General features: G+C 66.4%; 19 protein-coding genes. 10 read left to right on the forward strand and 9 right to left on the reverse strand.

The window, feature by feature from the left end:
* Positions 1–3 precede the first annotated feature (3 nt).
* Positions 4–2130, reverse strand: a complete 2127-nt coding sequence (locus tag BLU29_RS17785; RefSeq protein WP_172830184.1) for a glycoside hydrolase family 2 TIM barrel-domain containing protein — start codon at positions 2128–2130, stop codon at positions 4–6.
* Positions 2131–2469: 339 nt separating this feature from the next.
* Here BLU29_RS17785 and BLU29_RS01760 point away from each other — a divergent pair, with 339 nt between their 5' ends.
* Both BLU29_RS01760 and BLU29_RS01765 read left to right on the forward strand, forming a co-directional pair.
* Entirely contained in the window at positions 2470–5517 is a 3048-nt protein-coding gene (locus tag BLU29_RS01760) for a TonB-dependent receptor (protein ID WP_172830185.1), read from the forward strand.
* Between the two features lie 215 nt (positions 5518–5732).
* Positions 5733–6140, forward strand: a complete 408-nt coding sequence (locus BLU29_RS01765) for an EVE domain-containing protein (RefSeq protein ID WP_091054866.1) — start codon at positions 5733–5735, stop codon at positions 6138–6140.
* 57 nt (positions 6141–6197) lie between these two features.
* Here the strand turns inward: BLU29_RS01765 and BLU29_RS01770 are convergent, their stop codons facing one another.
* Entirely contained in the window at positions 6198–7820 is a 1623-nt protein-coding gene (locus BLU29_RS01770; RefSeq protein WP_157693556.1) for an SUMF1/EgtB/PvdO family nonheme iron enzyme, read from the reverse strand.
* Positions 7821–7971: 151 nt separating this feature from the next.
* Between BLU29_RS01770 and BLU29_RS01775 the strand changes: the two genes are divergently transcribed.
* The 4 genes from BLU29_RS01775 (at position 7972) to BLU29_RS01790 (ending at position 11791) form a co-directional block, all read left to right on the forward strand.
* The gene (locus BLU29_RS01775; RefSeq protein WP_091054868.1) at positions 7972–8826 is read left to right on the forward strand and encodes a prephenate dehydrogenase/arogenate dehydrogenase family protein; all 855 of its coding nucleotides are present in this window, start codon (positions 7972–7974) and stop codon (positions 8824–8826) included.
* A gap of 101 nt (positions 8827–8927) precedes the next feature.
* Positions 8928–10136: a 3-phosphoshikimate 1-carboxyvinyltransferase gene (gene aroA / locus BLU29_RS01780; RefSeq protein WP_091054869.1), complete on the forward strand. Its 1209-nt coding sequence runs from the start codon at positions 8928–8930 to the stop codon at positions 10134–10136.
* A gap of 178 nt (positions 10137–10314) precedes the next feature.
* A complete protein-coding gene (cmk, locus tag BLU29_RS01785; protein WP_091054870.1) occupies positions 10315–10980 on the forward strand; it encodes a (d)CMP kinase in 666 nt (221 codons plus the stop codon).
* Positions 10981–11131: 151 nt separating this feature from the next.
* Positions 11132–11791 carry a lysophospholipid acyltransferase family protein gene (locus BLU29_RS01790; RefSeq protein ID WP_231962291.1) on the forward strand — a complete coding sequence of 220 codons (660 nt, stop codon included), beginning with the start codon at positions 11132–11134 and terminating at the stop codon, positions 11789–11791.
* A gap of 78 nt (positions 11792–11869) precedes the next feature.
* On the opposite strand, the gene BLU29_RS01795 is transcribed toward BLU29_RS01790, so the two are convergent.
* Positions 11870–13174 (reverse strand): alpha-hydroxy-acid oxidizing protein, encoded by a 1305-nt coding sequence (locus tag BLU29_RS01795; protein WP_091054871.1) that lies wholly within the window; start codon positions 13172–13174, stop codon positions 11870–11872.
* A gap of 338 nt (positions 13175–13512) precedes the next feature.
* Here BLU29_RS01795 and BLU29_RS01800 point away from each other — a divergent pair, with 338 nt between their 5' ends.
* Positions 13513–14469 carry an IS110 family transposase gene (locus BLU29_RS01800; protein ID WP_091054872.1) on the forward strand — a complete coding sequence of 319 codons (957 nt, stop codon included), beginning with the start codon at positions 13513–13515 and terminating at the stop codon, positions 14467–14469.
* A 113-nt stretch (positions 14470–14582) separates the two neighbouring features.
* Here the strand turns inward: BLU29_RS01800 and trpS are convergent, their stop codons facing one another.
* Both trpS and BLU29_RS01810 read right to left on the reverse strand, forming a co-directional pair.
* Positions 14583–15551, reverse strand: coding sequence for a tryptophan--tRNA ligase (gene trpS, locus BLU29_RS01805; RefSeq protein WP_091054873.1), 969 nt, complete (start codon positions 15549–15551; stop codon positions 14583–14585).
* Between the two features lie 99 nt (positions 15552–15650).
* The gene (locus BLU29_RS01810; protein ID WP_231962292.1) at positions 15651–16337 is read right to left on the reverse strand and encodes a UDP-N-acetylglucosamine diphosphorylase; all 687 of its coding nucleotides are present in this window, start codon (positions 16335–16337) and stop codon (positions 15651–15653) included.
* Between the two features lie 236 nt (positions 16338–16573).
* Between BLU29_RS01810 and BLU29_RS01815 the strand changes: the two genes are divergently transcribed.
* The gene (locus BLU29_RS01815; RefSeq protein WP_091054874.1) at positions 16574–18979 is read left to right on the forward strand and encodes a DUF1800 family protein; all 2406 of its coding nucleotides are present in this window, start codon (positions 16574–16576) and stop codon (positions 18977–18979) included.
* Positions 18980–18986: 7 nt separating this feature from the next.
* Positions 18987–20402: a DUF1501 domain-containing protein gene (locus tag BLU29_RS01820; protein ID WP_091054875.1), complete on the forward strand. Its 1416-nt coding sequence runs from the start codon at positions 18987–18989 to the stop codon at positions 20400–20402.
* A 74-nt stretch (positions 20403–20476) separates the two neighbouring features.
* Here BLU29_RS01820 and BLU29_RS01825 read toward each other — a convergent pair whose 3' ends face one another.
* From BLU29_RS01825 to BLU29_RS01840, 4 genes are all read right to left on the reverse strand, one after another.
* Positions 20477–20941, reverse strand: coding sequence for a cytochrome b562 (locus BLU29_RS01825; protein WP_091054876.1), 465 nt, complete (start codon positions 20939–20941; stop codon positions 20477–20479).
* A gap of 63 nt (positions 20942–21004) precedes the next feature.
* Positions 21005–21469, reverse strand: coding sequence for a heme-binding domain-containing protein (locus BLU29_RS01830; RefSeq protein WP_091054877.1), 465 nt, complete (start codon positions 21467–21469; stop codon positions 21005–21007).
* Between the two features lie 436 nt (positions 21470–21905).
* Positions 21906–23186 (reverse strand): C4-dicarboxylate transporter DctA, encoded by a 1281-nt coding sequence (gene dctA, locus BLU29_RS01835; protein WP_091054878.1) that lies wholly within the window; start codon positions 23184–23186, stop codon positions 21906–21908.
* Between the two features lie 149 nt (positions 23187–23335).
* Positions 23336–24856, reverse strand: a complete 1521-nt coding sequence (locus BLU29_RS01840; RefSeq protein WP_091054879.1) for an MmgE/PrpD family protein — start codon at positions 24854–24856, stop codon at positions 23336–23338.
* Between the two features lie 306 nt (positions 24857–25162).
* On the opposite strand from BLU29_RS01840, the gene BLU29_RS18360 reads away from it, so the two are divergent.
* Positions 25163–26281 carry a helix-turn-helix transcriptional regulator gene (locus BLU29_RS18360; RefSeq protein ID WP_197677748.1) on the forward strand — a complete coding sequence of 373 codons (1119 nt, stop codon included), beginning with the start codon at positions 25163–25165 and terminating at the stop codon, positions 26279–26281.
* The last annotated feature ends 1 nt before the right edge of the window (position 26282 follow it).

Consider the following 26282-nt stretch of genomic DNA (forward strand, 5'->3'; position numbering starts at 1 on the left):
AGGTTAAGGGGTGGCGGCTTTGATCGCGCCGGTGATGACACACTCATCGGTCAGAGCCGGGGCGTCAATAGCGCGGGCCGCGATGCGGTTGTCGCCCGCGGCCAGCTTCACGTCCCAGCGGAAGACACGATTCTCGCTCGCAACCGTGCCGTGGGAAACGCCATTGAACAACAGCTCAACCCGCGCCGCGTTGGAGTAAACCGTGATGCTGGTGCTGCCGGCGGGACGCTGGGCGAAACGCCGGCCGGCAATGTGCAGCATCGGAGCGGGGTTCCAGTTCGCCTTGTAGAAATAGAACGCGTCCTTGCGCGTCCGGCGGTCGTAGGTGACCAGCCCCTTGTCGTTGATGCCCGGCATGGCGCCTTCGGATCGTTTGTCCGAGGCGAAGTCGAACATGTTCCAGACGAACTTGCCCCACACATAGGGCCGCGCGGACAGCGCCTGCCAGCAGATCTCGTGGTAATGCGCCTGGTATTCCTCCGGGTGCCACTCGCCGCCGGGCGCGGGCTTGGCGCCGGAAAGCTCGTGCTGCCGGATGTTCGCGCCGGCGCCGAATTCGCTCAGGCCGAAGCGCAGCGCCGGAAACCGCCGGTGCGTTTCGTCCGCCCAGCTCGCGAAATCCCCCACGGTCCCGCCATACCAGCCGAAGTATTTGTTGAAACCCAGGACGTCGGTGTGGAAATTCCGCGTGTCCTCCGCCCGGTGGTGCGAGGCATAGGTGGAAAGGCGCGCCGGATCCTCCGTGCGGGCCAGCTCCGCCAGTTCCGCAATCAGGCGGTCGGAAGCCGCGCCATTCACCTGCGCCGGCTTGCCTGAGCGCTCATCGGCTTCGCGCGTCTCGTTGCCGACGCCCCAGAAGCAGATGGCCGGCCGGTTGTAGTTCTGCCGGATCAGCTCGCGGAGCTGCTCCCGGGCATTCTCGGCATAGACCGCCGTCGCCGGCACCTCGTTCACCACGGGGATCTCGGCCCACACGACCAGGCCGCGCTCGTCGGCGAGGTCATACCAGAGGGCGGACTGCGGATAGTGCGCGACCCGGATCGCCGTGGCCCCGATCTCCTCGATCATCGCGAAATCCTCGCGCTCGTCCTCCGGGCTGATCGCCCAGCCCTTGCCAGCCCGGTCCTGGTGCCGGCTCACGCCGTGCAGGTCGAGGTAGGCGCCGTTCAGGAAGAAGCCCCGGTCGGGATCGACCCGGAACGAACGCAGGCCGAAGCGCTGCCGCACCACGTCGCGCACCTGCCCGTCCGCCAGCACGGAGACCTCCGCCTCATACTGGTGGGGATCCTGCCGGCCGTTCCAAAGGTGCGGATGCTCCAGTCCAAAGGGCTGCGCGATGCGCGCGGCGCCGTGGGCAGCAAGCTCCTGCGCCTGCTCCTGCGTGGCCACGACCGCGCCCTGCCCGTCCCGCACCACGGTGCGGATCACGGCCTGCGCGGCCCGGCCGGAATCGTTGCGCACATTGATGGCGACGGAGAAATCGGCGCGGGCCGCCGTGACGTTGTCCGGGGTTACGAAGACCCCGTCGGCCGCGTGGTCCATGACGTCGACATGCAGCGGATCAAGGGCGAACAGGTGCACCTTCCGGTAGAGCCCGCCGAAAAAGGTGAAGTCCGCCGTGACCGGCGCCAGGCCGTCGTCGGCATTGTTCACTTCGACCGCCAGCAGGTTTTCGCCATCAAACTTCAGCGCCTCCGTCAGGTCGAACCGGAACCGCGCGAAGCAGCCGGCGTGCGTGCCGATCTTTTTCCCGTTCAGGTAAACGGTGGCAACCCGGCTGGCGCCGTCGAACTGGATGTAGACCCGCCGCGACGACCAGGCCGCGTCAACCTGGAAACGGCGGACATACCAGCCGGCGCCGCGGACGTGGTTTCCGCCGCCGTCCGCGCCATCGGCCGCGTTCCAGGTATGCGGCAGTCGCACGACCGGCCAGCCGGCCACCGTGCCGGCCAGGGCGGCCGGCCCGTTCTCAGCGCCGTAACGGAACGCCCAGTCCTCCGTCAGCGAGGCGGTCCGCCGGACCGGCGCGTCCTCCGCCATCAGGGGGCTGCCGGCCAGCAGGGCACCGGCGAAAATCAGGATGCAGGCGGGACGAAGCGTCGACGCCAGGATGAGACGGGAAATTCCCATATGAATGGTGGTTACGCACGGCGAGCAGACGGTATGCGTCCTGGGGGCAACAAAGTCGCGCGTTGCAAGCAAGATAGGACATTCTCCGGACGGCAGCATCCCTACTTTGAGGGGGGTGCCGGCCGCCGGCGCGGCGCAAAAACCCCCACCCCCCTCTAAGGAGGGATGTGGGGCCGGCGCGCTTGTATTATAGTTATGAAAGATCAAGCCTCCCCCCATGGCGCCCCCCCGCCATGCCCCGCCCCCACTCCCCCACGTCTGCGCCCGCGACCGACCCTCGCGCCTTTCTTTTCATCCATGCACCACACCAACCCCAGAACCTCCCGCCTGCTAGTAGCCGTGAGCCTAACGCTCACCTTCGCCGCATCGGCCCTCGCCCAATCCACGGGCACGATCACCGGCCACGTCTTCAACACCGTCAACAAGGAGTTCGTCCGCGATGCGGAAATCCATGTCGAAGGCACCAACATCACCGTCCCGTCCGAGACCAGCGGCGCCTTCACCCTGTCCCGCGTGCCCGCCGGCGAGGTGACCGTCACGGTCAACTACACCGGCTTGCCGCCCACCACGGCCAGGATCACCGTGAACGCCGGCGGGACGGTCGCCCATGAGTTCGAGATCGGCGGGACCGCCGCGGATGCCGGCACCGTCAAGCTGGAGACCTTCCGGGTCACCACCGAGGTCGACGGCAATGCCAAGGCGCTGCAGCGCCAGAAGAACTCCATGAATCTCGGCCGCTCGGTGTCGTCCGACGCGTTCGGCAACGTCACCGAGGGCAACGTCGGCGAGTTCCTGAAATACCTCCCCGGCGTCGAAATGGAATACTCCGAGGCCGACACCCGCGGCCCCCGCCTCGGCGGCATGAGTTCGGAATACGCCAGCGTCACGCTCGACGGCCACAGCATCGCCAGCGCCGACGCCTTCTCCCAATACACCGGCTACGAAAACTCCCCCGCCGGCACGGCCAACCGCTCCTTCGGCTTCGACACCATTTCCATCAACAGCATCGAGTCGATCGAGATCAACCGCATCACGCCCGCCTCGATGGACGCCGACGCGCCCGCCGGCAACATCAACCTGAAGACCCGGAAGGCCTTCGACCTCAAGGGCCGGCGCATCGACCTGACCGTCGGCACCGTGTTCAACACCCAGGAGATGACGCTCAAGCGCGACGTCGGGCCCGACGACAGCAACGGCCTCAAATACCGGCCCAACTACGCCCTCAACTACTCCGATGTCTTCCTGAACAACCGCCTCGGCGTCGTGCTGAGCGTCCAGGAATCCAACGTCTTCGTGGAACAGTATCGCGTCGACGACACCTATAACCGCACCCCGACCGCCACCGACACGCGCGGCCAGGTGCTGACCGGCGTCCTGCTCAAGGACGGCCCCAAGTGGACGGAGCGCGCGACCTACACGGCGACCTTTGACTTCCGCGCCACGCCGAACCTCACGCTCTCTCTCAACACCCTCTTCGCCCGTTACCACGCCCAGTTCTACAACCGCCAGGTCACGATGAACGCCGGCGGCACCCGCGCGACCGTGCCGGGCGACGGCGTGCTCACCTACGGCACCGCCACGCCTACGGGCGGCAGCATCGTCTTCGGCGGCGGCAACGGCGACAAGTTCACCAACACGCTGAACGTGATCCCCAGCTTTGAATATCGCCGGGGCAACCTCACCGTCGACGGCGCCTATGCGTCCTCCCACTCGCGCAACGCCTACGACAATCTCGCGAAAGGCACGCTGGCCACGAACAACGTGAACAACCTCACGGGCATCGGCTTCACCGCCGTCCGCACGAGTGCCGACGGCGCCGACTGGAAATTCGCCCAGACGGGCGGCCCCGACTGGACCGATCTGTCCCAGCAGAAGAACCCGCGCATCTCCGACGACACCCGCGCGAACACGATCGACCTCAAGTCCGGCGAGCTGAACTCCAAGTATGTGCTGCCCTTCAGGCTGCCGACCTTTCTCCAGGTCGGAGCCAAGGACACCCGCGACTACGAGATCGCCAAGGACACGCGCTCCTATAGCGTCTGGCAGTTCATCGGGCCTGGCGGCGGAACCACGGGCTCGTTCGCCAATTATCCTTCTCCGATCGTGCTCTTTCCGGGCGGCAACCAGCCCGGCGTGCAGTTCACCTCGATCGGCGGCGCCGGCGCCCCGTCCTTCCCGAATCGCGACGCCCTCGGCACGCTCTTCCACACCAACCCGGAGGATTTCCTGCGCAGCCTGCCGGTCAGCAGCACCGTCGCCGGCAGCTCCGGCATGACCCTCTCCAACTACGAGAGCGGCCGCTACCTCAACGTGCCGACCTATGACGCCACGGAGACCATTCACGCCGGCTACGCGATGGCCAACACCCGCATCAACAAGCTGCAGCTGCAGGGCGGCGTCCGCTACGAGAAGACCGACATCGCTTCCAATGAGCTCGATCCCTACTCGAACCAGCAGGTCAAGGCCGCCGGCTTCGCCGTCACCTCCGCCGGTGCGCCCGACAGCGTGGCCGCCATCGACTACAAGTATTCCCGTCCGCGCGTCATCCGGCACGGCCAATACGACGATTACTTCCCGAGCCTCACGGCCAAATACACCATTACCCCCAATCTGCTGGCGGATATCGGCTGGGGCAAGGCCATCAAGCGGCCGAACCTGAAGGACATCAGCGGCACCCGTTCGATCAACGACGACGCCCTGACCGTCACCACGCCGAATCCCAACCTCCTGCCGGAGCGTTCGGAAAAGCTCGCCGCCTCGCTCAGCTACTTCTTCGGCAGCGCCGGCATCAACAACCTCCAGGTTACCGCCAGTCGGACCAAGGTGAAGAACCAGACGATCACCGGCCAAAACCTCACCTCCGATCAATACGGCAACACCGACCCGGCGCTCGACAGCTATCAGTTCATCAGCCTCAGCAACGCCGACGCGCCGGTCACCTGGAGTTCCATGGAGTATTCCTACACCCAGTATCTGTCGTTCCTGCCGCGGGTCTTCCAGGGCACCTCCATCAACCTGTCCTACACCCACACCTACGTCACTTACGCGAATCCCGCCACCTTCCCCGTCCAGGGCGTGATTCCGAACTCGGTGAAGGGCACGCTCGGCTGGCGCTATAACCGCGTCGGCCTGAGCTTCAGCGCCATCTGGCAAGACAACTCCGGTCCCTTCCTGAACTCCACCAATCGTTACCAGAAGGAGAACACCAAGTGCGACCTGAGCGGCAGCTACAAACTGACCAACCGCCTGAACTTCTACCTCGCCTGCCGCAATGTCTTCCAGCAGTCGCACCGCATCATGGAGAAGAGCGCCGGCAATCCCGATGTGCTCTTCCGCTATGAGAACTACGGCACGATCTGGTCGTTCGGCCTCAAGGGCACCTTCTGATTTTGCTGGGACCCAGTGTAAAGCGGCGGACGAGCGGGGGCTCGTCCGCCTGGGGCGGGCCGGCTGCAAAGCCGGCCCGTTTTCTTTGGCCCCCGAAGATTGGTAGGGCGAATCCTCCGGATGAGCCGCGTGCCGATAAACGGCTCGTCAGTGACGACTCGCCCTGCCTGCAGAGCAGTGTTGCCTTCCCCGCCCGACCCTTAAACTCCGGCACCATGAACCATTGGCTCGTGAAATCCGAACCCGAGACCTACTCGTGGGACGACCTCGTGCGCGACCAGCGCACCGACTGGACCGGCGTCCGCAACTATGCCGCCCGCCTCCACCTCAAGGCCATGGCCGTCGGCGACGAGGTTTGTTTTTATCACAGCGGCGAATCCAAGAGCGTCGTCGGCCTTGCGAAGGTCACGCGGACCGCCTTTCCCGACACCACGGCGGACGAGGAGGGCTGGGTCGCGGTCGAACTCGCACCGGTGAGACCGCTGGCCAAGCCCGTCACGCTCGCGCAGATCAAGGCGGAGCCGGCGCTCAAGGACATGAAGCTCGTGCGCGAGAGCCGGCTGTCCGTCTCGCCGGTCCGGCCGGCGGAATTCACGAAAATCCTAAAGCTCGGAAGCCGCTAACTGTAGCGGCGCTCTATGAGCGCCGGACGGCGGTCACAGACCGCCGCTACAGGAAATTCAGCGCGTCGCCAGCAGGTCCACCTCGACGACCACCCGGAAACCGGTGGTGCGGGAGCGTTCCGTGCGCGGTGTTTCCTGAATCGTGCCGCCCGGAATCAGCACCGGTGCCGTCGCCGGATCGCCCCCCTCGGGTGCGAGCCATTCGCCCAAACCGCCGGCCATATCCTTGAAGGTCGGATCGCCCGCGGCAGCCCGGCATTCCGCCGCCGTCGGCAGGCGCACCGCCGCGCCCAGCACCCAGCCCAGCCGCCGGCAAAACTCCTTGGCCTCGGCGTGGTTGACCGAATCCACCGGCCGTGCCGGCCCGGGATTCCGGCTGGGGTTCTGGTTCATCACCAGCGCGAACAGCGCCTGCGGCAGTCCGGTCTTCAGCAATGCCCCCGGCGTGCGACCCGGCAGCGGCAACAGAAGATCATAGGTCTGGTCCTGGATCCCGACCAGGTCGGCCGAGCGCCGCGCCAGGTAATTCAGCCGCTCGCACATCTCCTCGTCGAAACCCCGGGCCTTGGGCCACTGCTGCACCGCGTCCTCCAGCTGCTGCTGCGCCTGCGCCAGTTGCTGCTGGGCCTGGAACAGCTCGCGCCGGCGCAGGTGGCCGGTCACGGCCCCGTCACCCGCTCGCAGCGCGTCCAGCGCCGGCCGGGCGTGCAGCGTCTGCCGCTCCACCTCGATCTGTTCCAGCCGCTCCATGGACACAAAGCGGCTCTGGGGAAACCGGGTGTTGATGACCCGCTGCCGGTCGGCGGCGAGCGCGTAAAGGCGGTCCGCTTCCGCCGGCTTCCCCGCGGTGGCGGCGGTGGTCGCCTGCTGCTGGAAGGCATCCCGCTGCGCCAGCGCCTCGGTCGCGCTGAGCGACGCGATTTCCGTCTCGATCCGGCTGTCGGCCAGCAGGTCGGAAAACCGCGAGCGGGGAAAGTCGGTGTTGAGCTGCTGCTGGATCCCGCGCGCCCGGCCGTAGAGCCGCAGCGCATCCGTCCAGCTGCCGCCCGCGGCCGCCGCCCGCGCCTCCGCCAGGATGCCCTGTTCCTCGGCCAGCAGGGGCTGCGCCACGAGCTCCTCGAGCTGCTGCTGCAACATGGCCTCGCGGCCGTAGCTTTTCATCTGCCGGTCGGACATGCCGCCGTTGATCTCGCGCTGGAGCCGCAGGGCCTCGCGCAGCTTTTCCACGGCGGCCACGGTCTGTTTCTGGCGGAAAAGCTCCGTGGCCGCGGTTTCCAGCTCACGGCTTTGCCGGCTCAGGTCCCGGGCGTTGAAGTCGGCGAGCTGCGCCTGCCAGTCGCTCAGTCGCACACCATCGGCCGTCGCCGGCGGCACGCGTTGCCGCATCAGTTCGTCCTGACGCGTCACGGCCTCCTCGAGCAGCGCGCGGTGCGCGGCCGGGGGCGAATCTTCCGGCAGTGCCGCCAATTCCGTGCGCAGTTTTTCCAATCGCGCCTCCAGGCCGGCGATCACCCCGGCCAATTGCTGCTGCCGGACGGTCGGAGCGGCCGGCTCCCGGCCGAATTGCCACCAGGCCGCCCCCGCCGCCACCAGCAGCAGTCCGCCGCCCAGCCACAGGCCGCGGCGGGACGCCGGTTTCACCGGCCCGTCTGGCAGCTCCGGCACTTTGTCATAATTCATCGCGAGGTTCACGAAACCGCGGCCGCCGCCAAAAGGCAACGGGATTGGCCGGCCGGATAATTTGTAATATAATACGTTACAAATTATCGGGTGGCCTGAGGGCTGCGCGGCAAGCTCGACAATCCGGGGCCGGCCGTTTTGCCTTGGGCACGTGTTTGACCGCATCGCCATCCTCGCTCCCGGCCTGCTCGGCGCCTCCGTGGCCCGGGCCGCGCGGCACTATGGCGCGGCCACCCATTTGACCCTCTGGGCCCGGCGCCCCGAGACCCGCCTGCAGCTCAAAGGCCGGCCGTGGTGTGACGCCGTGACGGACTCGCCCGCCGATGCCGTCCGGGCCGCCCAGCTCGTTGTCATCTGCGCCCCGGTGGACCAGATTGCCGCGCTCGTGGCACAGATCGCTCCCACGCTCCTGGCCGGCGCCATCGTCACCGACGTCGGCAGCGTCAAGGGCGAGATCTGCCGCCTGAGCCACAAGACGCTCGGCGGTCGCAGCCACTTTGTCGGTTCGCATCCCATGGCCGGTTCCGAGAAGACCGGCTGGGAACACGGCCGCGCCGACCTCTTCAAGGGTCGCACCGTCTTCGTCACCCCGCTGCCCGAGACCGATGCCCGGGCCGCGGAGCGCGTCGCCGCCTTCTGGACCACCCTTGAGGCCGATGTCGCCACCATCGAGCCCGACGCGCACGACGAGATCGTCGCGCACATCAGCCACCTGCCGCAGGTGCTGGCCTCCACGCTCTGCGCCAGCCTCGCCCAGCGCGACGTCCGGTGGCGCAACTACGCCGGCGGCGGCCTGCGCGACACCACGCGCATCGCCGGCAGCGACCCCAAGCTTTGGAAGACCATCCTCGACCAGAACCGCGACGAGGTGCTCCGCGCCGTCCGCGGCTACCAGGAGGAGCTGCACGGTCTCGAGCGCGCCCTCGCCAACCGCGACTGGTTCGAGGTGCAGGCCATCCTCGAACGCGGCCGCGCCTACCGCGACCAGTTCCGTCCGATACCGTGAAGGCGGCATTCCAAGGTGGAACCCGGCCTCCGGACGGGTTTGTTTGGCTCACAGCGAGGAAAGCGCGTCCAGAGGCCGCGCTCCACCTCACGCTTTCGTAGATGTCTTCCTATCCCGACAAGCTTCCTATTCTTCCCTTCACCCGGCCGGTGCGCGGCAGTATCACGCTGCCCGGCTCCAAGAGCATCACGAACCGCGCGCTCATCCTCGCGGCGCTGGGCCAAGGCACGACCACCCTGCACGGCGCCCTCTTCAGCCGCGACACCCGCATCATGGTCGCGGCGCTGCGCGCCCTCGGCTTTGACGTGAAGACCGACGAGGTCGCGCTGACCATCACGATCACCGGCCGGGGCGGCGAAATTCCCGTGCGCGAGGCGAAGATCGATGTGGGCAACGCCGGCACCGCCGCACGCTTTCTCACGGCGTTCGTCTGCCTGCGGCCCGACGGCACCTACCACTTTGACGGCGACGAAGCCATGCGCCGCCGGCCCATCGGCGCCCTGCTCGAGGCGTTGGAGTCGCAGGGCGCCAAGGCCAATGCGCGCACCTTTCCCTTCACGCTCAAGACCGCCGGCCTGCGCGGCGGCAACGTCGAGCTCGATGCCTCGGAAAGCAGCCAGATGCTCTCAGCACTGCTGATGGTCGCACCGCACGCCCGGTCGCCGCTCACGGTGCGGCTCAAGGGCGAAGCCGGCTCCAAGCCTTTCATCGCCATGACCGAGGCGATGGTGACGCAGTTTGCCGCTCGACCCGCCGACTACCCGATCGAAGGCGACGCCTCCGCCGGCAGTTACTTCCTGGCGTTGCCGCTCGTGACGGATGGCCGGCTCACCTTCACGAACTACGGCGGCCCACTTCAGGGTGACGTGAAATTTCGCGACGTGGTCGCGGCGGTCGGCTCCACTCGCCGCGCCGTCACACAGAACTTCCGCGAGTTTTCCGACACTTTCCTCACCCTCGCCGCGATCGCCCCGCTGCTTGACGGCCCGACGAAGATCTCCGGCATCGCGCACACCCGCAAACAGGAGACCGACCGCGTCGCCGGCATGGCCCGAGAGCTGAAAAAGCTCGGCCAGCACGTGATCGAGTCGGAGGACGCCCTGGAAATCCACCCGCGCCCGCTCATGCCCGGCATCGAAATCGAGACCTACCACGATCACCGCTTCGCGATGAGCTTCGGCATCCTCGGCTGCCACGACCTGCTCAAAAGCGGCCAACCCTGGCTGACGATCAAGGATCCCGGCTGCTGCGCGAAGACCTTCCCGGCATTCTTTGACTTGCTGGCGGGCCTCCGCACTGCGTCTCATTGAGCCGTGATTTTCAACCCAACACACCCCGTCGCTTCGCGCCACCCCTCTCAAGAGGGGATCTCCGGCCGCGTTGTCTTGCATCCCCTCTTGAGAGGGGTGCCCGCCAGGGCGGGGTGTGTCAGGAGTTCGCGCCGTCTCACCGGGCACGGGGACTGTGAATTGCGTGCCCGCTGATTTCATGGCGATCCCGCCTTTCATCATCATCGCGATCGACGGCGGCGCCGCCTCCGGCAAGTCGTCATCGTCCAAGATCCTCGCCGACCGGTTCAACCTGCTGCACGTGGACACCGGCTCCTTCTACCGGCACATCACCTACGAGCTGCTGCGCCGCGGCGTGTCGCACACCGACCTGCCGAACCTCAAGGCGGCGCTCGCCGACCTGAAGTTCACCACCCGGCTCAACGGCCGCTCGGCCCAGATGCTCATCGGTGGCGAACCCGCCAGCAGCGAGATCCGCGGGCAGAACGTCAACGACCACGTCTCGCACTACGCCGCCATCCCCGAGGTGCGGCACACGCTGCTGGGTTACCAGCGCGGCCAGGTGGACGTGGCGAAGCAACACGGCTTCCGCGGCCTCGTGATGGAGGGCCGCGACATCGGCTCGGTGATTTTCCCCGCGGCCGACTTCCGCTTCTTCCTGCACGCCGACCCCGCCGAGCGCGCCAAGCGCCGCGCGAAGGAGGGCGGCCAGGACTCCATCGCCGAGCGCGACCGGCTCGACTCCTCGCGCAAGGCCTCGCCCCTCACCTGCCCCGCCGGCGCCATCGACATCGACTCGACGTTCATTTCGCTCGATCAGGTCGTCGAAAAGATGGCCGCGCTCATCGCACCAAAGCTGAAATGAGTGCTCCATTCACCCGATGCAGGGTTTGTCATCCTGAGTGCAGCGAAGGATCCAACGGGATGTCCGTCAGCGCAGATCACTCTGGATTCTTCACTTCATTCGGAATGACAGACCTTGTTTGTCTGTCCTCTGACATCTGTCCTCTGACCCCATGCCCCGCACGCCCGACCACCTGAAGATGCGGCCGTTCTACGGCTTCTTCCATTACCTGGCCAGCCTGGTGCACAGCATGTGGTTTCGCGGCGAGGTGGTCGGCACGGAAAACTTCCCCGCCGAGGGGCCCTTCCTGATCGCCTCCAATCACGCCAGCCATCTCGATCCGCCGATGGTCGGCAGCCAGATCGCGAAGCAGATGCGTTTCTTCGCGCGCAAGAGCCTGTGGGACAACCGGCTTCTCGCCTGGTGGCTGGACCGGGTGGAAACCATCTCCGTCGAACGCGACAGCGGCGACATCGGCGCCATCAAGAAGGTGCTGCAGGCGCTGAAGGAAGACCGGGCCGTCGTGCTGTTCCCCGAGGGCACGCGCTCGCCTGACGGCCACCTGCAAAAGGCCAAGGCCGGCGTCGGCCTTATGGCGTGCAAGACGGGCGTGCCGGTGGTGCCCTGCCGCGTCTACGGCTCGTTCGCAGCCTACGGCAAGGGCGCCAAGGTCCCGCGCTTCGGCACGCCCATCACGATCGTCTTCGGTGAACCGATTCCCGCCCGCGACTACGACGATCCCGCGGCCGGCAAGGCCCGCTACGAGACCGCCGCGCAGCGCATCATGGACCGCATCGCGGCCCTGCCCGAGCCGCACTACGCGGTGATCTGAGGATCCGGAACCATGTCGGGTCGGCGCTTGCCGCCGGACCGTTCAATGCGCGAGGCGGTCCGCCGAACAGCGGCGACCTTACAGTCGAGCCAATGCAGCCTGCGTGACTTCCTTCACGCTGCTGCAACCCGCGAGCCCGAGCGTCAGATCGAACTCGGCAAGCACGTTGCCGATGACTTCCTCGACGCCCGGCTGACCGGCGACCGCGAGACCATAGACATACGGCCGACCGAGGCAGACCGCCGTCGCGCCGAGCGCGAGGGCCTTGAACACATCCGCCCCGCCACGCACGCCGCTGTCGAGCAAAACCGGGATCTTGCCATTAACGGCCTCCGCGACCGCGGGCAACGCGTCGAGCGAGGCGATCTCCCCGTCGATCTGCCGGCCGCCGTGGTTCGACACCACCAGCCCGTCAATGCCGAGCGCAACCGCTTTCTTCGCGTCGTCGGGGTGCAACACCCCTTTGAGCAGGATGGGCAGCTTGGTGTGCTGACGCAGGAACTTCAGGTCCTCCCACTGCAGCGACGGACGCGAGTAGGTCGTCATGAAGCGCTGCACCGCCCCGCGGGGATCGCCGGAGGTGAGGTTCTTGAGCAACCCGCCGGGAAAATTCGCCTTCTGCTCCAGCGCCGTGGCGATGGTCTGCCAGTTCAAGGTAGGGCGAGTCGTCCCTGACGAGCCGTCACTCGAACGCGGCTCATCCGGAGGATTCGCCCTACCTAATTCGGCCCGGAACACCGGATCGCTCGTGTATTGCGCGATGCCCTGCCCCGTCATGAACGGCAGCGAACCGAGGTCGAGGTCACGCGGCCGCCAGCCGAGCATCGTCGTGTCGAGCGTCAGCACGATGGCCGAGCAACCGCAGGCCTCGGCCCGCTGCACGAACGAGGCCACGAGCTCGTTCGACCGGCTCCAGTAGAGCTGAAACCAGCGCGGACTGTCGCTCATCGCGGCGGCACAGGTTTCCATCGGCACCGAGGCCTGGTTGGAAAAGATATAGGGCACGTGCAGCGCCGCCGCGGCTTTCGCGACCGCGAGATCGGCGTCACGATGCACCAGGCCGAGCACGCCGACCGGACACAGCAGCAGCGGCGACGGCAGGCGACGGTCGAACAGCTCGACCGACAGGTCGCGTTTCTCGACGTCGCGCAGCACCCGCGGCACGATCCGCCAGCGTTCGAACGCCGCGCGGTTGGCGTCCATGGTTGATTCGCGCCCGGCTCCGCCCGCCACGTAGGCCCAAGCCTCGGCTGTCATCGCCGCTTGGGCGGCCTTTTCCAGTTCGGCTTGGCCGACCGGCACCGCGGGACGTTGTCCACCCACGCCAGCGACATAGATGGTGCGCTGCCGTTTCCGGCCGATGTCTGAGTGTGGTTCGCTCATGACGTATTGTCATTCGGAGCGAAACGAAGAATCCAGATATTGTCGATGCACGAGGGACTGGATCCTTGTATGTCTTGGGCGATGAAAGTTGAAAAGGGTTTGGCCCGAGCCGGGCTCCGAGAATGGGCCCGATGGCTCGTCGGAGGAGGCCGGCTTGGGCTGGGTTGCCAAGTCAGTCCGGGTGGATTGACTGGAGGCCGCCCACCAGGGCGTTCGCCGTGCAGGCCGCACGGTGGACGGCAAGACCGACAGATCGCTGGATCCTTGGGCCCTCGAGCCCGTAGTGAAGCCGGGTCGCGGTCTTGTGCCTGGTCAAACCTCGAACCGCTGAAAGAGTCATGAACTCGTATTACAAGGTAGAGTCGACCGAACCTGTGCGGTACGTCAGCTTGGATATCTCCAAGGCGCGCCTGGACTACACCATTGCCGGCCAGAAGTGCCGGCAGGTCCCGAACACGGCAGCGGGCATTGCCACGCTGATCACCCTCGTCCAGCCGCTGCCGGGAGTGCGCGTGGTATGCGAAGCGACGGGCGGGTATGAACGCCGGTTGCTGGAGCAGCTGCACCAAGCGAGCGTACCGGTCTGCCGCTTGCAGCCCGGGCGGGTGCGTAACTTCGCCCGGGCGGAGGGCACGCTGGCCAAAACCGACAAGATTGATGTGGGGCTGATCTATCGCTACGCTTGCGCGATGCATCCCCGCGTGGAGAAGCCGCCGCTGCCCGAGGTAACCGCGTTGCGCGAGCTGCTGGATTATCGCCGGCAGCTGGTAGATCAAGGCACGCAAACGGCCAACCGGCTGGAAACAGCAGGCCCGACCTTGCAGGCCTTGCTGCAGGCGCAACGCGAGCAACAAGCCGCCGCCCTGGCCAAGGCCGACGAGTTGGTGGCGCAGCAGGTGCGGGCGCATCCCGCCCTGCGGGCCAAGGCAGAGCGGATGCAGCAGTTGCAAGGGGTCGGTCCGGTGCTGGCGACGACGCTGTTGGCGTACCTGCCGGAACTGGGCGAAGAGGACGACAAGCGCATCGCCGCCTTGGTCGGAGTGGCCCCGCATGCCCACGACAGCGGCGAAACCTCCCGGCCGCGCCATGCCCGCGGTGGCCGCGTGGAGGTCCGCAACGTCCTGTACATGGCCGCAGTCAGTGCCTCCCAGCACAACCCGGTCCTGTCGCTGTTCTATCAGCGACTCCAGGCCGCCGGCAAACCCGCCAACGTCTGCCTGCTCGCCGTCATGCGCAAAATGATTGTCGTGCTCAACCGCATGCTCAAAGACCCACACTTTACCCTTGTCGGCTGACACCGCTGCTTCTCTTCGCTCAGGATGACACACTGAAGGGCACGCGTCCCTGCGGGTCGTCGGGATTCCATTCGCGAACACGGCCCGCAGGGACGCGGGTCCTCCAACAGAGCTCAGCGCAGGCCGCAGGCCTGGCGGGCGCGGGCCATCGTCTTTTCGGCCACGGCGCGGGCGCGCTGGGCGCCATCGCGCAGGACCTGGTCCACGTAATCGGGATTGGTCGCGAGCTCGGCGCGCTTGGCGCGATACGGGGCGAAGAAATTCCAGTAGTGCTCGAACAGCGTCTTCTTGAGGTCGCCGTAGCCGAGGCCGCCGGCGCGCAGCCGGTGCTCGAAGTCGGCGGCAACGTCCTTCGGCGCGAACAGCTTCAGGAGCTGGACGGCGAGGTTCCTGTCGGCGTCGGGCTTGGGCTCGGCGGGCGTGCGCGAGTCCATGACGATGCCCATGATCTTTTTCCGCAGTGCCTTCTCGTCGCCGAAGATCTCGATCGTGTTGCCGTAGCTCTTGGACATCTTCTGGCCGTCAAGACCGGGGATGACGGCCATGGTCTCGCTGATGCGCTCCTCGGGCACGACGAAGGTTTCCCCGTAGATTCCATTGAATTTAAAAGCGATATCGCGCGTCATTTCCAAATGCTGCTTCTGGTCCCGACCGACGGGCACGACGTTGGTGTCGAAGAGCAGGATGTCGGCAGCCATGAGCACCGGGTAGGCAAACAGGCCGAAGTTGGGCGAGATGCCCTTGGCGACCTTGTCCTTGTAACTGTGGGCGCGCTCAAGCAGGCCCATGGGCGTAAGTGAGCCGATCAGCCAGGTGAGTTCGCAAACCTCAGGGACGTCACTCTGTCGCCAGAAGACGGCCTTGGCAGGATCAAGGCCGCAGGCGAGCCAATCGAGCGCGATCTCTCGTGTGTAAGCGCGGCGTAATTTGGCGTTATCAAGCGCCGTCATCGAGTGGTAGTCGGCGATGAAATAATAGGCGTCGCCGCCGGCCTGCAGCTCGATGGCCGGGCGCATGGCGCCGAAATAATTGCCGATGTGCAGGGTGCCGGAGGGCGTGATGCCGGTGAGGATGCGGGGCATGGAAAATAGGTTCTTTCTCGTTCTCGTAATCTTTCTCGTTCTCTCGGGAGCAAAGAAAGGAGAGAACGAGAAGGAGAACGATTACGAGAATGATTTTGCTCAGTCCCGGCGCGGCAACGTCGTGATGACGTGCCGGATGCGGGCCACGGTGTTGGCCGCGACATAGCCGCCGAAGGCGGTGCAGGGCATGATCATCGCACGCGGACCGATGAGCGAACCGGGGTTGAGCACGGCGTTGCAGCCGACCTCGGCCCGGTCGCCGATCACGGCACCGAATTTCTTCAGGCCCGTGCCGACCGTGCCGTTGGGCAGGCGCACCATCACCTCACCCTGGTCGAGCCGGAGGTTGGAACAGATGACGCCGGCGCCGAGGTGCGCGCCGTTGCCGAGCAGGGAGTCGCCCACGTAGTTGAAATGCGCGGCCTGCACGCCGTCGAGCAGCAGGCAGTTCTTGAACTCGCAGGAGTTGCCGAGGACGCAGTTTTCGCCGGCGATGACGTGGCCGCGGATGAACGCGCCGGGGCGGATCTGGGTGTTCGCGCCGATGTAGGCCGGCCCCTGGATGACCGCGTAAGGCGGAAGCTTGACCGAGGCGTGCAGCCAGACTTTGCCTTCAATATGGACCCCGGGCGGAATCTTCGGACCGGCGGGGTTCGCCTCGAGGCCCTCCAGCGCCGCGCCGACCTGCTTCAGCCAGTCCCACGGCGTCGCCGCGGCCGGAAAAAACTTGGCGAACCGGGCCAGCGACGGAGGCAGGGCGAAGAAGGCGGAGGCTTGCACGGCCATGTTGATACTAGAAAAGCCGCCCGAAACCAGCGGTTTCTGGCCGGCCCGATCCCGGCATTTGGGGCCCGCGGCGAGGGCGGGAACCCGTGCACCCGGGGCGACCCGTCCCCGGAAACGGGGAACTCTCGTTTTTCCCGGATTACCAAGCGGAGGGAAATACCCACCGCCCGCCGGGGCTGCGCCCGCGGTAACTCCGGTTGCAAAGTCGCGTCTCAATCCGATACTTGGTTTCTCGCATGCGAACTCAGCCGGCCATCGCCGCCGTTGCCCTCGGGAGCATTCTTCTGGCCGGCCTGGCCCGGGCCGACGCCGCCAAACCGGTCGTCACCCTCAGTGCTTCGGTCCCCGTGACCGACGAGACCGCCGTCAAGCCGGGCGAGGTGATCGTGACCCGCGACGGCGACCTGTCGGCAGCCCTGACGGTCGAGTTCTCCCTCGGTGGCTCGGCCAAACCGGGCACCGACTATCACGAACTCCCGCGCACGATCACCCTGCCTGCCCAGGAAAAGACGGCCGTGGTCAAGGTGGAGGCCATCGGCGATTTCGACAGGCAGCCCGCACGCACGGTGGTGCTGCACCTCAAGCCGTCCCCGGCCTACCAGGTCGGCAACGTGGCCGAGGCCGTGGTGACCATCAACGACGTCCCACCGCAGCTGTTCATCGCGCAGATCCGCCCGACCGCGGAAGCATCCGAATCCACGGCCTACGGCACGGCCACCCTGCTGCTCGCGCCGGACCGTTCGCGCGCCCGGATCGTCGTGATGCATGCGAACCTCACCTCACCGCTCGTGAGCTCCCACCTCAAGCTGGCCGCGCCCGGGGCGGAGGGAGCCTACCTGCTTAACTTCAGCCGGGAGGCCCGGGCGACCTTCGAATGGGCCCTGCAGCCGACGGGACAGTTCACCACCGCCACGCTGCAAGCCGCCCTGGAAAGCGGCCGCATCTATGTGGGTCTCGACAGCAAGAACCATCCCACCGGGGAGCTCCGCGGCTATTTCATCCGCGCCGCCGGTTCGGAGAAATTCCAGCCCCCGCCCGCCCCGCCGAAGCTGCCGGGCGGCCCGTTGACCGAGCGCGACGCGGCGCGCTTCCTGACCCAGGCCACGTTCGGCCCGACCCGGACCGAGATCGCGGAATTCGTCCACCCCACCCCGCGGCCGAACGAGGCGCCGCCCAAGCCGCAGACCTTCGAGGGCTGGATCAACGAGCAGCTGGCCATTCCGGCCAGCTCCCACCTCGAGGAGATGCGCGCCGACTTTCGCGCCTTCCCGCCCGACTCGCCCCGTCCGCGCATCGGCCACAACAACCGCCAGGAGGCCTGGCTGCGGATCGCCCTCACCGGACCCGACCAGCTCCGCCAGCGCGTGGCGTTCGCCCTGAGCGAGATCTTCGTCATCTCCGACGTAAACGACACCGTGGCCAACAACGCCGAGGGCGCCGCCGTGTTCTACGACCTGCTCGCCCGCGACGCCTTCGGCAACTTCCGCCAGCTGCTCGAGGACGTCACCTTCAGCCCCGCGATGGGCGCCTATCTGAGCCACCTCAAGAGCGCCAAGGCCGATCCCAAGCGCGGCACCAGTGCCGACGAGAACTACGCCCGCGAGGTCATGCAGCTTTTCACCATCGGGCTGAACGAACTCCAGCCCGACGGCACCTACCGGCTCGGGCCCGACGGCCTGCCGATCCCAACCTACGACCAGCACACCATCGAGGAGACGGCGCGCGTGTTCACCGGCCTGGGCTTTTATTCGCCCGAGCCGCGGCCGAACTTCGGCGGCGCCCGCGCCAATTTCGCCGCCCCCATGATGACCTATCCGGAGCAGCATGACGACGGCGAGAAGGTCATCGTCGGCGGCGTGAAGCTGCACGCGAAGCAGGGCCCGGCCGCCGACCTGAGGCAGATGCTCGACACGCTGTTCAACCACCCCAACACCGCGCCGTTCATCTGCCGCCAGCTGATCCAGCGCCTCGTCACGAGCAACCCGAGCCCGGGCTACATCTACCGGGTGTCCCAGGTGTTTGCGAAGAACGGCCACGGCGAACGCGGCGACCTCGGCGCCGTCATCCGGGCCATCCTCCTCGATTACGAGGCCCGTTCGCCGGACGTCACCGGCAACCTCGGCTATGGCAAGATGAAGGAGCCCCTGCTCCAGGCCACGGCACTGCTGCGCGCTTTCCAAGCCTCGGCCGCCAACGGTCGCTATTATTATCCGAATCCCGAGGGCCCGTTCGGCCAGGCCCCGCTGCGCTCACCCACGGTCTTCAACTTCTTCGAGCCGGACTACGTGCTGCCGGGTCCGCTCGCCGCCGCCGGCCTGCACGCGCCGGAATACCAGATCCTCACGGCCTCGACCGGCATCACCATCCCCAACCAGCTCCGCAACTTTGTCTACGCCACCGCCGCCAACGGCCCGGGCGCCCTCGTGCTGAAACTCGACCCGCTGGCCGCCCTCGCCAAGACCCCGGAGGCTCTCGTCGACTATCTCGACCTCGTCTTCTGCGCGGCTTCCCTTTCACCCAAGGCCCGGGCCATCGTGCTCGACAAGCTCACCCAGCTGCCGCCCACGACCAGCGACCTCGACCTCGCGCGCAGCGCGCTGGACCTGATCGTCTCTTCCCCCGACGCCGCCATCCAACATTGAGCCCGCCATGAACTCACCCGCCGACCATGCCATGACCCGGCGCCGTTTCCTCGGCGCCTGCTGCGCCGCGGTCGGCGCCACCGGCCTGCTGTCCACCCTCGCCCAGCTCCGCCTCATCGGCGCCACCGTCGAGACCGGCCCCGTCCTGCCGCCCGGCAGCCCGTCCGACTACAAGGCCCTTGTCTGCCTGTTCCTCGCCGGCGGCAACGACGCAAACAACCTCCTCATCCCGTGCGACGCGGCCGGCTACGCCGCCTACGCGCAGGGCCGCGGCGGGCTCGCGCTGCCGCCGGACGGCCTGCTGCGGCTCAAGCCGCGCCGGTCCGACGGCCGCGACTTCGCCCTGCACCCCGCCACGCCCGAGCTGCGCGACCTTTTCGCACAGGGCCGCCTCGCCCTGCTGGCCAACGTCGGCACCCTCGTCGTGCCGACCACCAAGGCCCAGTTCGAGGCCAGGTCGGTGCCGCTGCCCAACGCGCTGTTCTCCCACAACGACCAGCAGGTGCAGTGGCAGAGCAGCATCCCCGACAGCAAGCTGTTCACCACCGGCTGGGGCGGACGCCTCGCCGACCTCACCAACGCCTTCAACGACAACCACGCGATCTCGATGTCCATCAGCCTGGCCGGCCAGAACTCGTTCCAGGTCGGCCGGACCGTCGCCCAATTCGCCGTGAGCCCGAACGGCGCCGTGCAACCCAACGCCACCGGCGGTCCGCTCGGCGCGCTGCGCGCGGAAGGCCGGCGCGAGCTGCTGCAGACGGAGGACCGCAACCTGTTCGAAACCGCCTTCGCCGGCCTCACCAACGACGCCGTGGCCGACAGCGCGCTGCTGGCGTCCGTGCTCGGCAAGGAAGCGCCCTTCAAGACCGAGTTTCCCAAGTCCGGCCTCGGCCAGCAGCTCCGCATGATCGCCCGGCTCGCCGCCAGCGCCCCGAGCCTCGGCCTGCGCCGCCAGGTCTTCTTCGCCCGCATCGGCGGCTGGGACCTGCACGACCACCAGGTCGTCGCCGGCGCCACCGCGACCGGCGCCCACGCCAAGCTCCTCGCCGACGTCAGCCAGAGCCTCGCGGCCTTCGCCCGCGCCACCGACGAGCTCGGTCTCGGCGACCGCATCACGACGTTCACCGCCTCCGACTTCGGCCGCACCTGGACGACGAACGGCGACGGCTCCGACCATGGCTGGGGCTCGCACCACCTCATCATGGGCGGCGCGGTCAAGGGCGGCGACATCTACGGGCGCATGCCGGACTTCTCGCTCAAGGGCCCGGACGACACCGGCCGCGGCCGCTGGATCCCGAGCACCAGCGTCGACGAATACAACGCCACGCTCGCGACCTGGTTCGGCGTCAAGGACACCGACCTGCCGCTCGTGCTGCCCAACCTCGGCCGGTTCGCCAACCCGAACCTCGGATTCATGGGTTGAGGCCCGGCGGACGGCGCAAAAAAACCGCCGGAGGAGCGGCGGTTTGACGATGGAACGGAAGCTGAGGTGACGGCTCAGTCGATCGACTTGGACTTATACTCCTTGTGCCCCTCTTTCTGCATGGCGCCGAGCGCCTGCACGAGCTTCACGGCCTCGTCGTTCTGGCCGGCCTTGAGGGCGGCCTCGAGCTTGTCGATGCCCGCCAGGAAATCCTTCATCTTGGCCTTGAAGCCCTCGAGCATCTTGGCGCGATCCGCCTCGGGAATCTCCGTGAGCTTGAGCGGCTCGAGCTTGGAGCCCGCCGTGGCGTATTCCCGCATGGTCGCGACCAGCTGGAGCGACTCGGCGTTCTTCGTCGCGTCGGCGGCCTGCTTCTTGAGCTTGCGGTAGGCCGCGTTCATCTTGTCCATCTTCTTAGTCAGCTCGGTATCCTCCTTCTTCTCCTTGGCGGGGGCCGCCGGGGCCGCGTCGGCCGCAAACGCGACCGAGCCGGCGAAGATGACAGAGAGGACGACAAGCAGACGTGGCAGTGATTTCATGAGTGAGATTAGCAGACGGATAGGTGAAGGTTCGGGTTACGAAAGTCGATAGCGGGTTGCGCCTTAACGGGACTGGATGTCATCGGCCAGGTCCTCGGCCCACTTGGCGAGGAGTGCGATCTCGGCGTCGGTGAGCCTCGCCTCCGGGTGCATGAGCCGGTAGGAGGCGAGCGGCATGCCATGATCGCGCACCTCGTCGGCCACGGCCTGCAGCTTGCGGACCGTGCGTTTCGTGTCGTAGCGGGCAAAATCCGAGAAATTCAGCTCGGCCTTTCCGTCGGTGACGTGCTGGTTCATCCACCACGCCACCGGCTGCACCGCGGCGTACCATGGGTATTTGGTATTATCCGAGTGGCAGTCATAACAGGCGCGCTGCAGCATGGCCTTCACCTGGCCGGACACCTTCTCCCGGGCAGCCAGCGACGCCGGCCCTTCCGTCGGGCCGGTGTTGCGCGGCGTCGGAACGAACTGCACGGCAACGAGCGCCGCCAGGAGGCCGAGGCCGGTGACTCGCAGGGTTTTATTCATGGGGCGGGCCCAGCCAAAGCGCCAAACCCCCTTCGCGAAAGCCTAAACTTGCCGGCCGTCGCCGGTGTAACTCCCTGCCGGCAAGCAAAAAAGCCGCCGGGTAAAGATCCCCGGAGCAAGCTCTGGAGTATCGGACCCATCGCGGATGAACCGGCGGATTTTCGTAAATGGTGCGGGAGAAGAGACTCGAACGTCGCGGGGCGAAATTACAAACAGGGCTGACATCGGCAAGATGCGGAAGCCGAAAAATCAATTTCCACCAAGAGCCTTACTCCCATCCGACCAGCCAAAACCCGCGCCGGGAAGGGTCCAAGGCCACGACGAGGCGTCCTTGCGCGGCAGAATTTCGGCCAATCCCAATGACCGACTCTTCGCCTGACTGCGTCACACCAGCTTCAGTTTAGCGAGCAGGTCAGTGACCGCCCACGGCTCGGCGCTAGATGAGGTCGCCCGATCCGATCTCAAGCGGTTCGCCGGCGAGGACTTTCTGGGCGCGTTTCTGGTCGAATTCCTTTTCCCAGGTAGCGATGGTCACCACGGCGACGGCATTGCCGATCAGATTGGTGAGCGCGCGGGCCTGCGACATGAAGCGGTCGATGCCCAGAATCAACGTGAGCCCCGCGACCGGGACGATCTGGGTCGAGGCAAGGGTGGCCGACAGGGTGATGAAGCCACCCCCCGTGACGGCCGCCGCCCCCTTGGAGGTCAGCAGCAACACCATCAGCATCCCCAGCTGCTGGCCCAGGCTCAGCGGGGTGTCGGTGGCCTGGGCAATGAAGACCGCGGCCATCGTGAGATAGATGGAGGTGCCGTCGAGGTTGAAAGAATAGCCCGCGGGCACCACCAGACCCACGACCGGTTTCGAGCAACCCAGGTTTTCCATCTTGGCGATCAATCCGGGCAGGGCGGTTTCCGAGGAGGAGGTCCCGATGACGAGGAACAGTTCCTCCCGGAGGTAGCGCAGGAAGCGCCACAAGCCCAGGCCGCTCAGGCGCAGAATGGCCCCGAGCACCACGATGATGAACACCGCCATGGTGAGATACACGCAGGCCATCAGCGAGGCGAGGCCGGCCAGGCTGTGCAGGCCGAATTTCCCGACAGTGAACGCGACCGCGGCGAACGCGGCCAGGGGCGCCAGTTTCACGATGAAACCGACCACGCGCATCAGCATCTTGAAGGTGTCTTCCAGCAGCTCGGTCACCCGCCGGCCCTTGGTTCCCATCTGCACCAGGGCGGCGCCGCACAGGATGGCCACGAGCAGCACCTGGAGGATTTCGCCCGAGGTCAGGGCGCCGGGCAGCGTGCCGGGGATGATGTTCAGCAGGTAGTCGACCAGACCGATTTTCTTGGCCGGGTTGAGGTAGGTGCTGACGGCGCCCGCGTCCAGCGCGGCCGCGTTGGCATGGATGCCCGCGCCGGGCTGCACCCAGTTGACCACCGCCAGCCCGATCAACAGCGCGAGCGTGGTGACGACTTCAAAATAAACGAGGGCCTTCAGCCCGACGCGACCGACTTTTTTCAAGTCGGACATGCTGCCGATCCCGACGACGATGGTGCAAAAGATGATCGGACTGATCAGCATCGTCACCAGCCGGACGAAGGCGTCGGCGACCGGCTTGAGCCCGGCGCCGAAGCCCGGCCAGAACTGGCCGCACACTCCGCCAAGCACGACGGCGATGAGGACTTGGATGTAAAGGTGACGCAGGTATTTCATCAGGAAGTTTGGTCCGGCAAGGCGCAGCCGGCCTGATCAGCCGGGATCGCGCCATCGGTTGGTGTGTGCTGCCGCGAACGGGAAAGGACGGGGCGGCCGGTTGCGGTCATGGCAGATCGAACCGCGGGCGGGGCGTTGACACGCTGATGGGGTTACCCGGTGCAGAGGGCGGTGAGGGCACCGACATCCGGCAAATCCTCCAGATGCTTGACGCCTTCGATGATCTGGCGGGCTTTCGCCTCCGGCCAGCCCGCATAGGCGGCGCAACCCTGGAATTTCTCGGCGACCTCGTCGTAACTCATGGGATTGGCCGGGCTGCCCTTTGCAAAGTCCGCCTTGCCCGATATCGTGCGACCGTCCTTGAGATGGATTTTCAGGATGGTGGTCATCTTGGAATAGCCGGCCGCCTCCGCCTCCGGATCGACGTAGAACCGGACACGTCCGATCATCTCCTGCATCTCCGGCCGGCTGACGACGGCGTCGGTGAACTCGCCCAAGCCGGCCTTGCCCGCGACCAGCAGCACCGCCATGCAGTATTCCATGCTGAACTTGGCCTCCAATCCCTTCTTGGGCGTGTGATTGTGCAGGGATTTCGGCATCTGGGAATTCGTGCCCACCTCGACCTGGACGACATCCGCCGCCTTGATCCCCTCGGTTCTGATCAGGCGCGCCATTTCCGTCATGCCCGGATGGGTGAGCGAGCCGGAGGGGTAGGGCTTGATGGAGACCCCGGGAGACGCGAAGGTCCAGGGACGTCCGAGCTTGTTCAGCAGCGAATCCGCATCGTAACTGCCGCCGTAGGCATGAAAAAATCCGTTCTGGGCCTCCAGGATGTTTTCGGCGCCGTCCCAGCCCAGGGCCGCGAGATCACTGGCGATCACGCCCGCCTCGGCGGCGTGGCCCGCGTGGAACGGTTTCGTCAGGGTGCCGAAATTTTGCGACAGGCCCGAGGCCTGGCTGGCGGCGATCGGCATGGCCTGGCAGATGAGCCCGGCGTTGTAGCCGCGCAGCTTGGCGCAGGCCGCCATGCTGCCGAACACCCCGAAGGTGCCGGTCGAATGAAAGCCGTTTTTGTAGGCCCGGGGCGAGCACGCCTCCGCAAGCTTGCAGGCGACTTCGATCCCGACATGGTAGCCGAGCATGAATTCCTTGCCGCTGACGTGCATGGTGTCGGCGGTCCCGAGCGCGGCGGGAAACACGGGCGCGGTCGGATGCATCAGTTGTCCATACACGCGGTCCTTGGCCACCGCGAGCTGGGTGTCGTCGAAGTCCTCCATGTGAATGGAGACGCCGTTGGCAAAGGCGGCGAAGCGGAGCGGCAACCGCGCCGTGGTCCCGAGGATCCGGACGCCCCCGGGGGCGCAGCCCAGCGAGTCGAAGTAGGTGCGCAAGAGGTGGCCGCCCCTCGATTTGCCTCCGACCAGCGCCAGGCCGAAGGCATCGAGCAGCGATTTCTTGCCCAGCTCGATCACCTCGGCGGGCAGGTCGGCGTATTGCGCCTCGGCGATGAACCTGGCGACATAGGGGGTGATGTCGGAGCGGACCTGGAAGGGAAGCTCACCGCCCGCGGCCGGCAAGGACGCCGGCTCCGCGGCGACCGCTGAAGCCGGGCCCAGGACACTGTAGGCCGCCCCTGCGCCGATGGCCGACTTGATGAAATTGCGTCTGTGCATGATGGGTAGGGAGAAACAGAATACGAGGGGCACCGGAGGTGACCCACACGTCAAGCGGGTAGGATAAGCTTTCTTGGGCGGAATGACATCGGTGGAATCACCTAAAGCACCGGCCGTTGGAGGACACCGGGGTTGCCGCAGTCTTCGCCGAAGGGGAAAAGCTGGCAATGTAAATGGACGGCAGCAGGAGGAGGATATTTCCGCCGTCTGCTTCCAGCGGCGCGTGCTTAGGCTTGCGTTCGCCGCCGGCCAAAAATAAAACGCCGCTCGCCTTTCAGCCGGTTACCCCAAGGCGATACCCCCACCATGCTATCAAAACGCAAGGCTGAACGCCCAATTTTTGATCTGCAGACCGCCCTCGACCTCGACAGTTTTTGGCGGGCCAACCTGCGTTTGCTTCACAGCGTGATGCCGCATCACTCCTGCAGCCTGATGCTCGGCATTGTTGATTTCCAGCCGCTGGAGGGACGGCATCACGTGGAGGCGGAGACCGAGGGCGGCAACCAGCCGGTGACAAGCCTCAGCATATCGCGCCCGTTTCTGGCGGCGCATCCCCGGGTGAAGCTGTATACCTACTCGGAAATCGTGCAGGAGGATCCGGCCGCCGGCCAGCGGCGCCTCGAGCGCGAGGAACAGTTCTGGGGCTGGAACCAATTCGTCCACCTGGCCTTTTGGGACGGGGCGCGCCCCGATGCGGTGCTGAGCATCCGGCGGAGCAAGGAGCAGGGTGACTTCATCGACGAGGAGAAGGAATTCCTGGCGAACCTGCATCCGGTGATCGACGCGGGCCTGCGGCGCCTGCGGATGCTCGAGCGCGAACGCAGCCGCAGCGAAGGGATGGAGCGGTTCCTGTCGGGCCTGCCGATCCCGGTGATGTTCCTGGATGCGGAGTGCAAGCTCGGCTTTGCGACGCCGGAAGCCTACGACCTATGTGCGGTGTGGAACTACGGATTCAAGGAAGCCCGCACGATGAACACGCGCCGCTGTTTCCGCATTCCGCCCGAAATCATCGCGGCCTGCACCCGGCTGGCCGGCGTGTGGGACCAGGGCGCGGCCCGGGGGGTGACGGTCGGCCTCGAAAGCGCGCGGGTCGACCACGCCGTGATTCCCCGGTTGGTGGCAAAAGTCGATGTCAGCCAGCCTTTCAAGGGCTCGCTGGTGCGGCCAGGGTTCTGGGTGACTTTGTCGGGGGAAATGAATCTCGACGGGGCCAACACCGAACTGAGCACCGAAGCCATCCACCGGCTGCAGTTCCTCACCCCGAGCGAGCGCCGGGTGGCGCTGTTGGTCGCGGAGGGGTGCGCCAACAACGAGGTGGCCCGCCGGCTGGGCAAATCGGCGCGAACGGTCGAGTTTCAGCTCAACATGATCTATAAGAAGCTGTGTGTTACCGGCCGGACGGAATTGGCGCATGTCCTTTCGTGAG

The organism is Opitutus sp. GAS368 (assembly GCF_900104925.1).
Classification (GTDB): Bacteria; Verrucomicrobiota; Verrucomicrobiia; order Opitutales; family Opitutaceae; genus Lacunisphaera.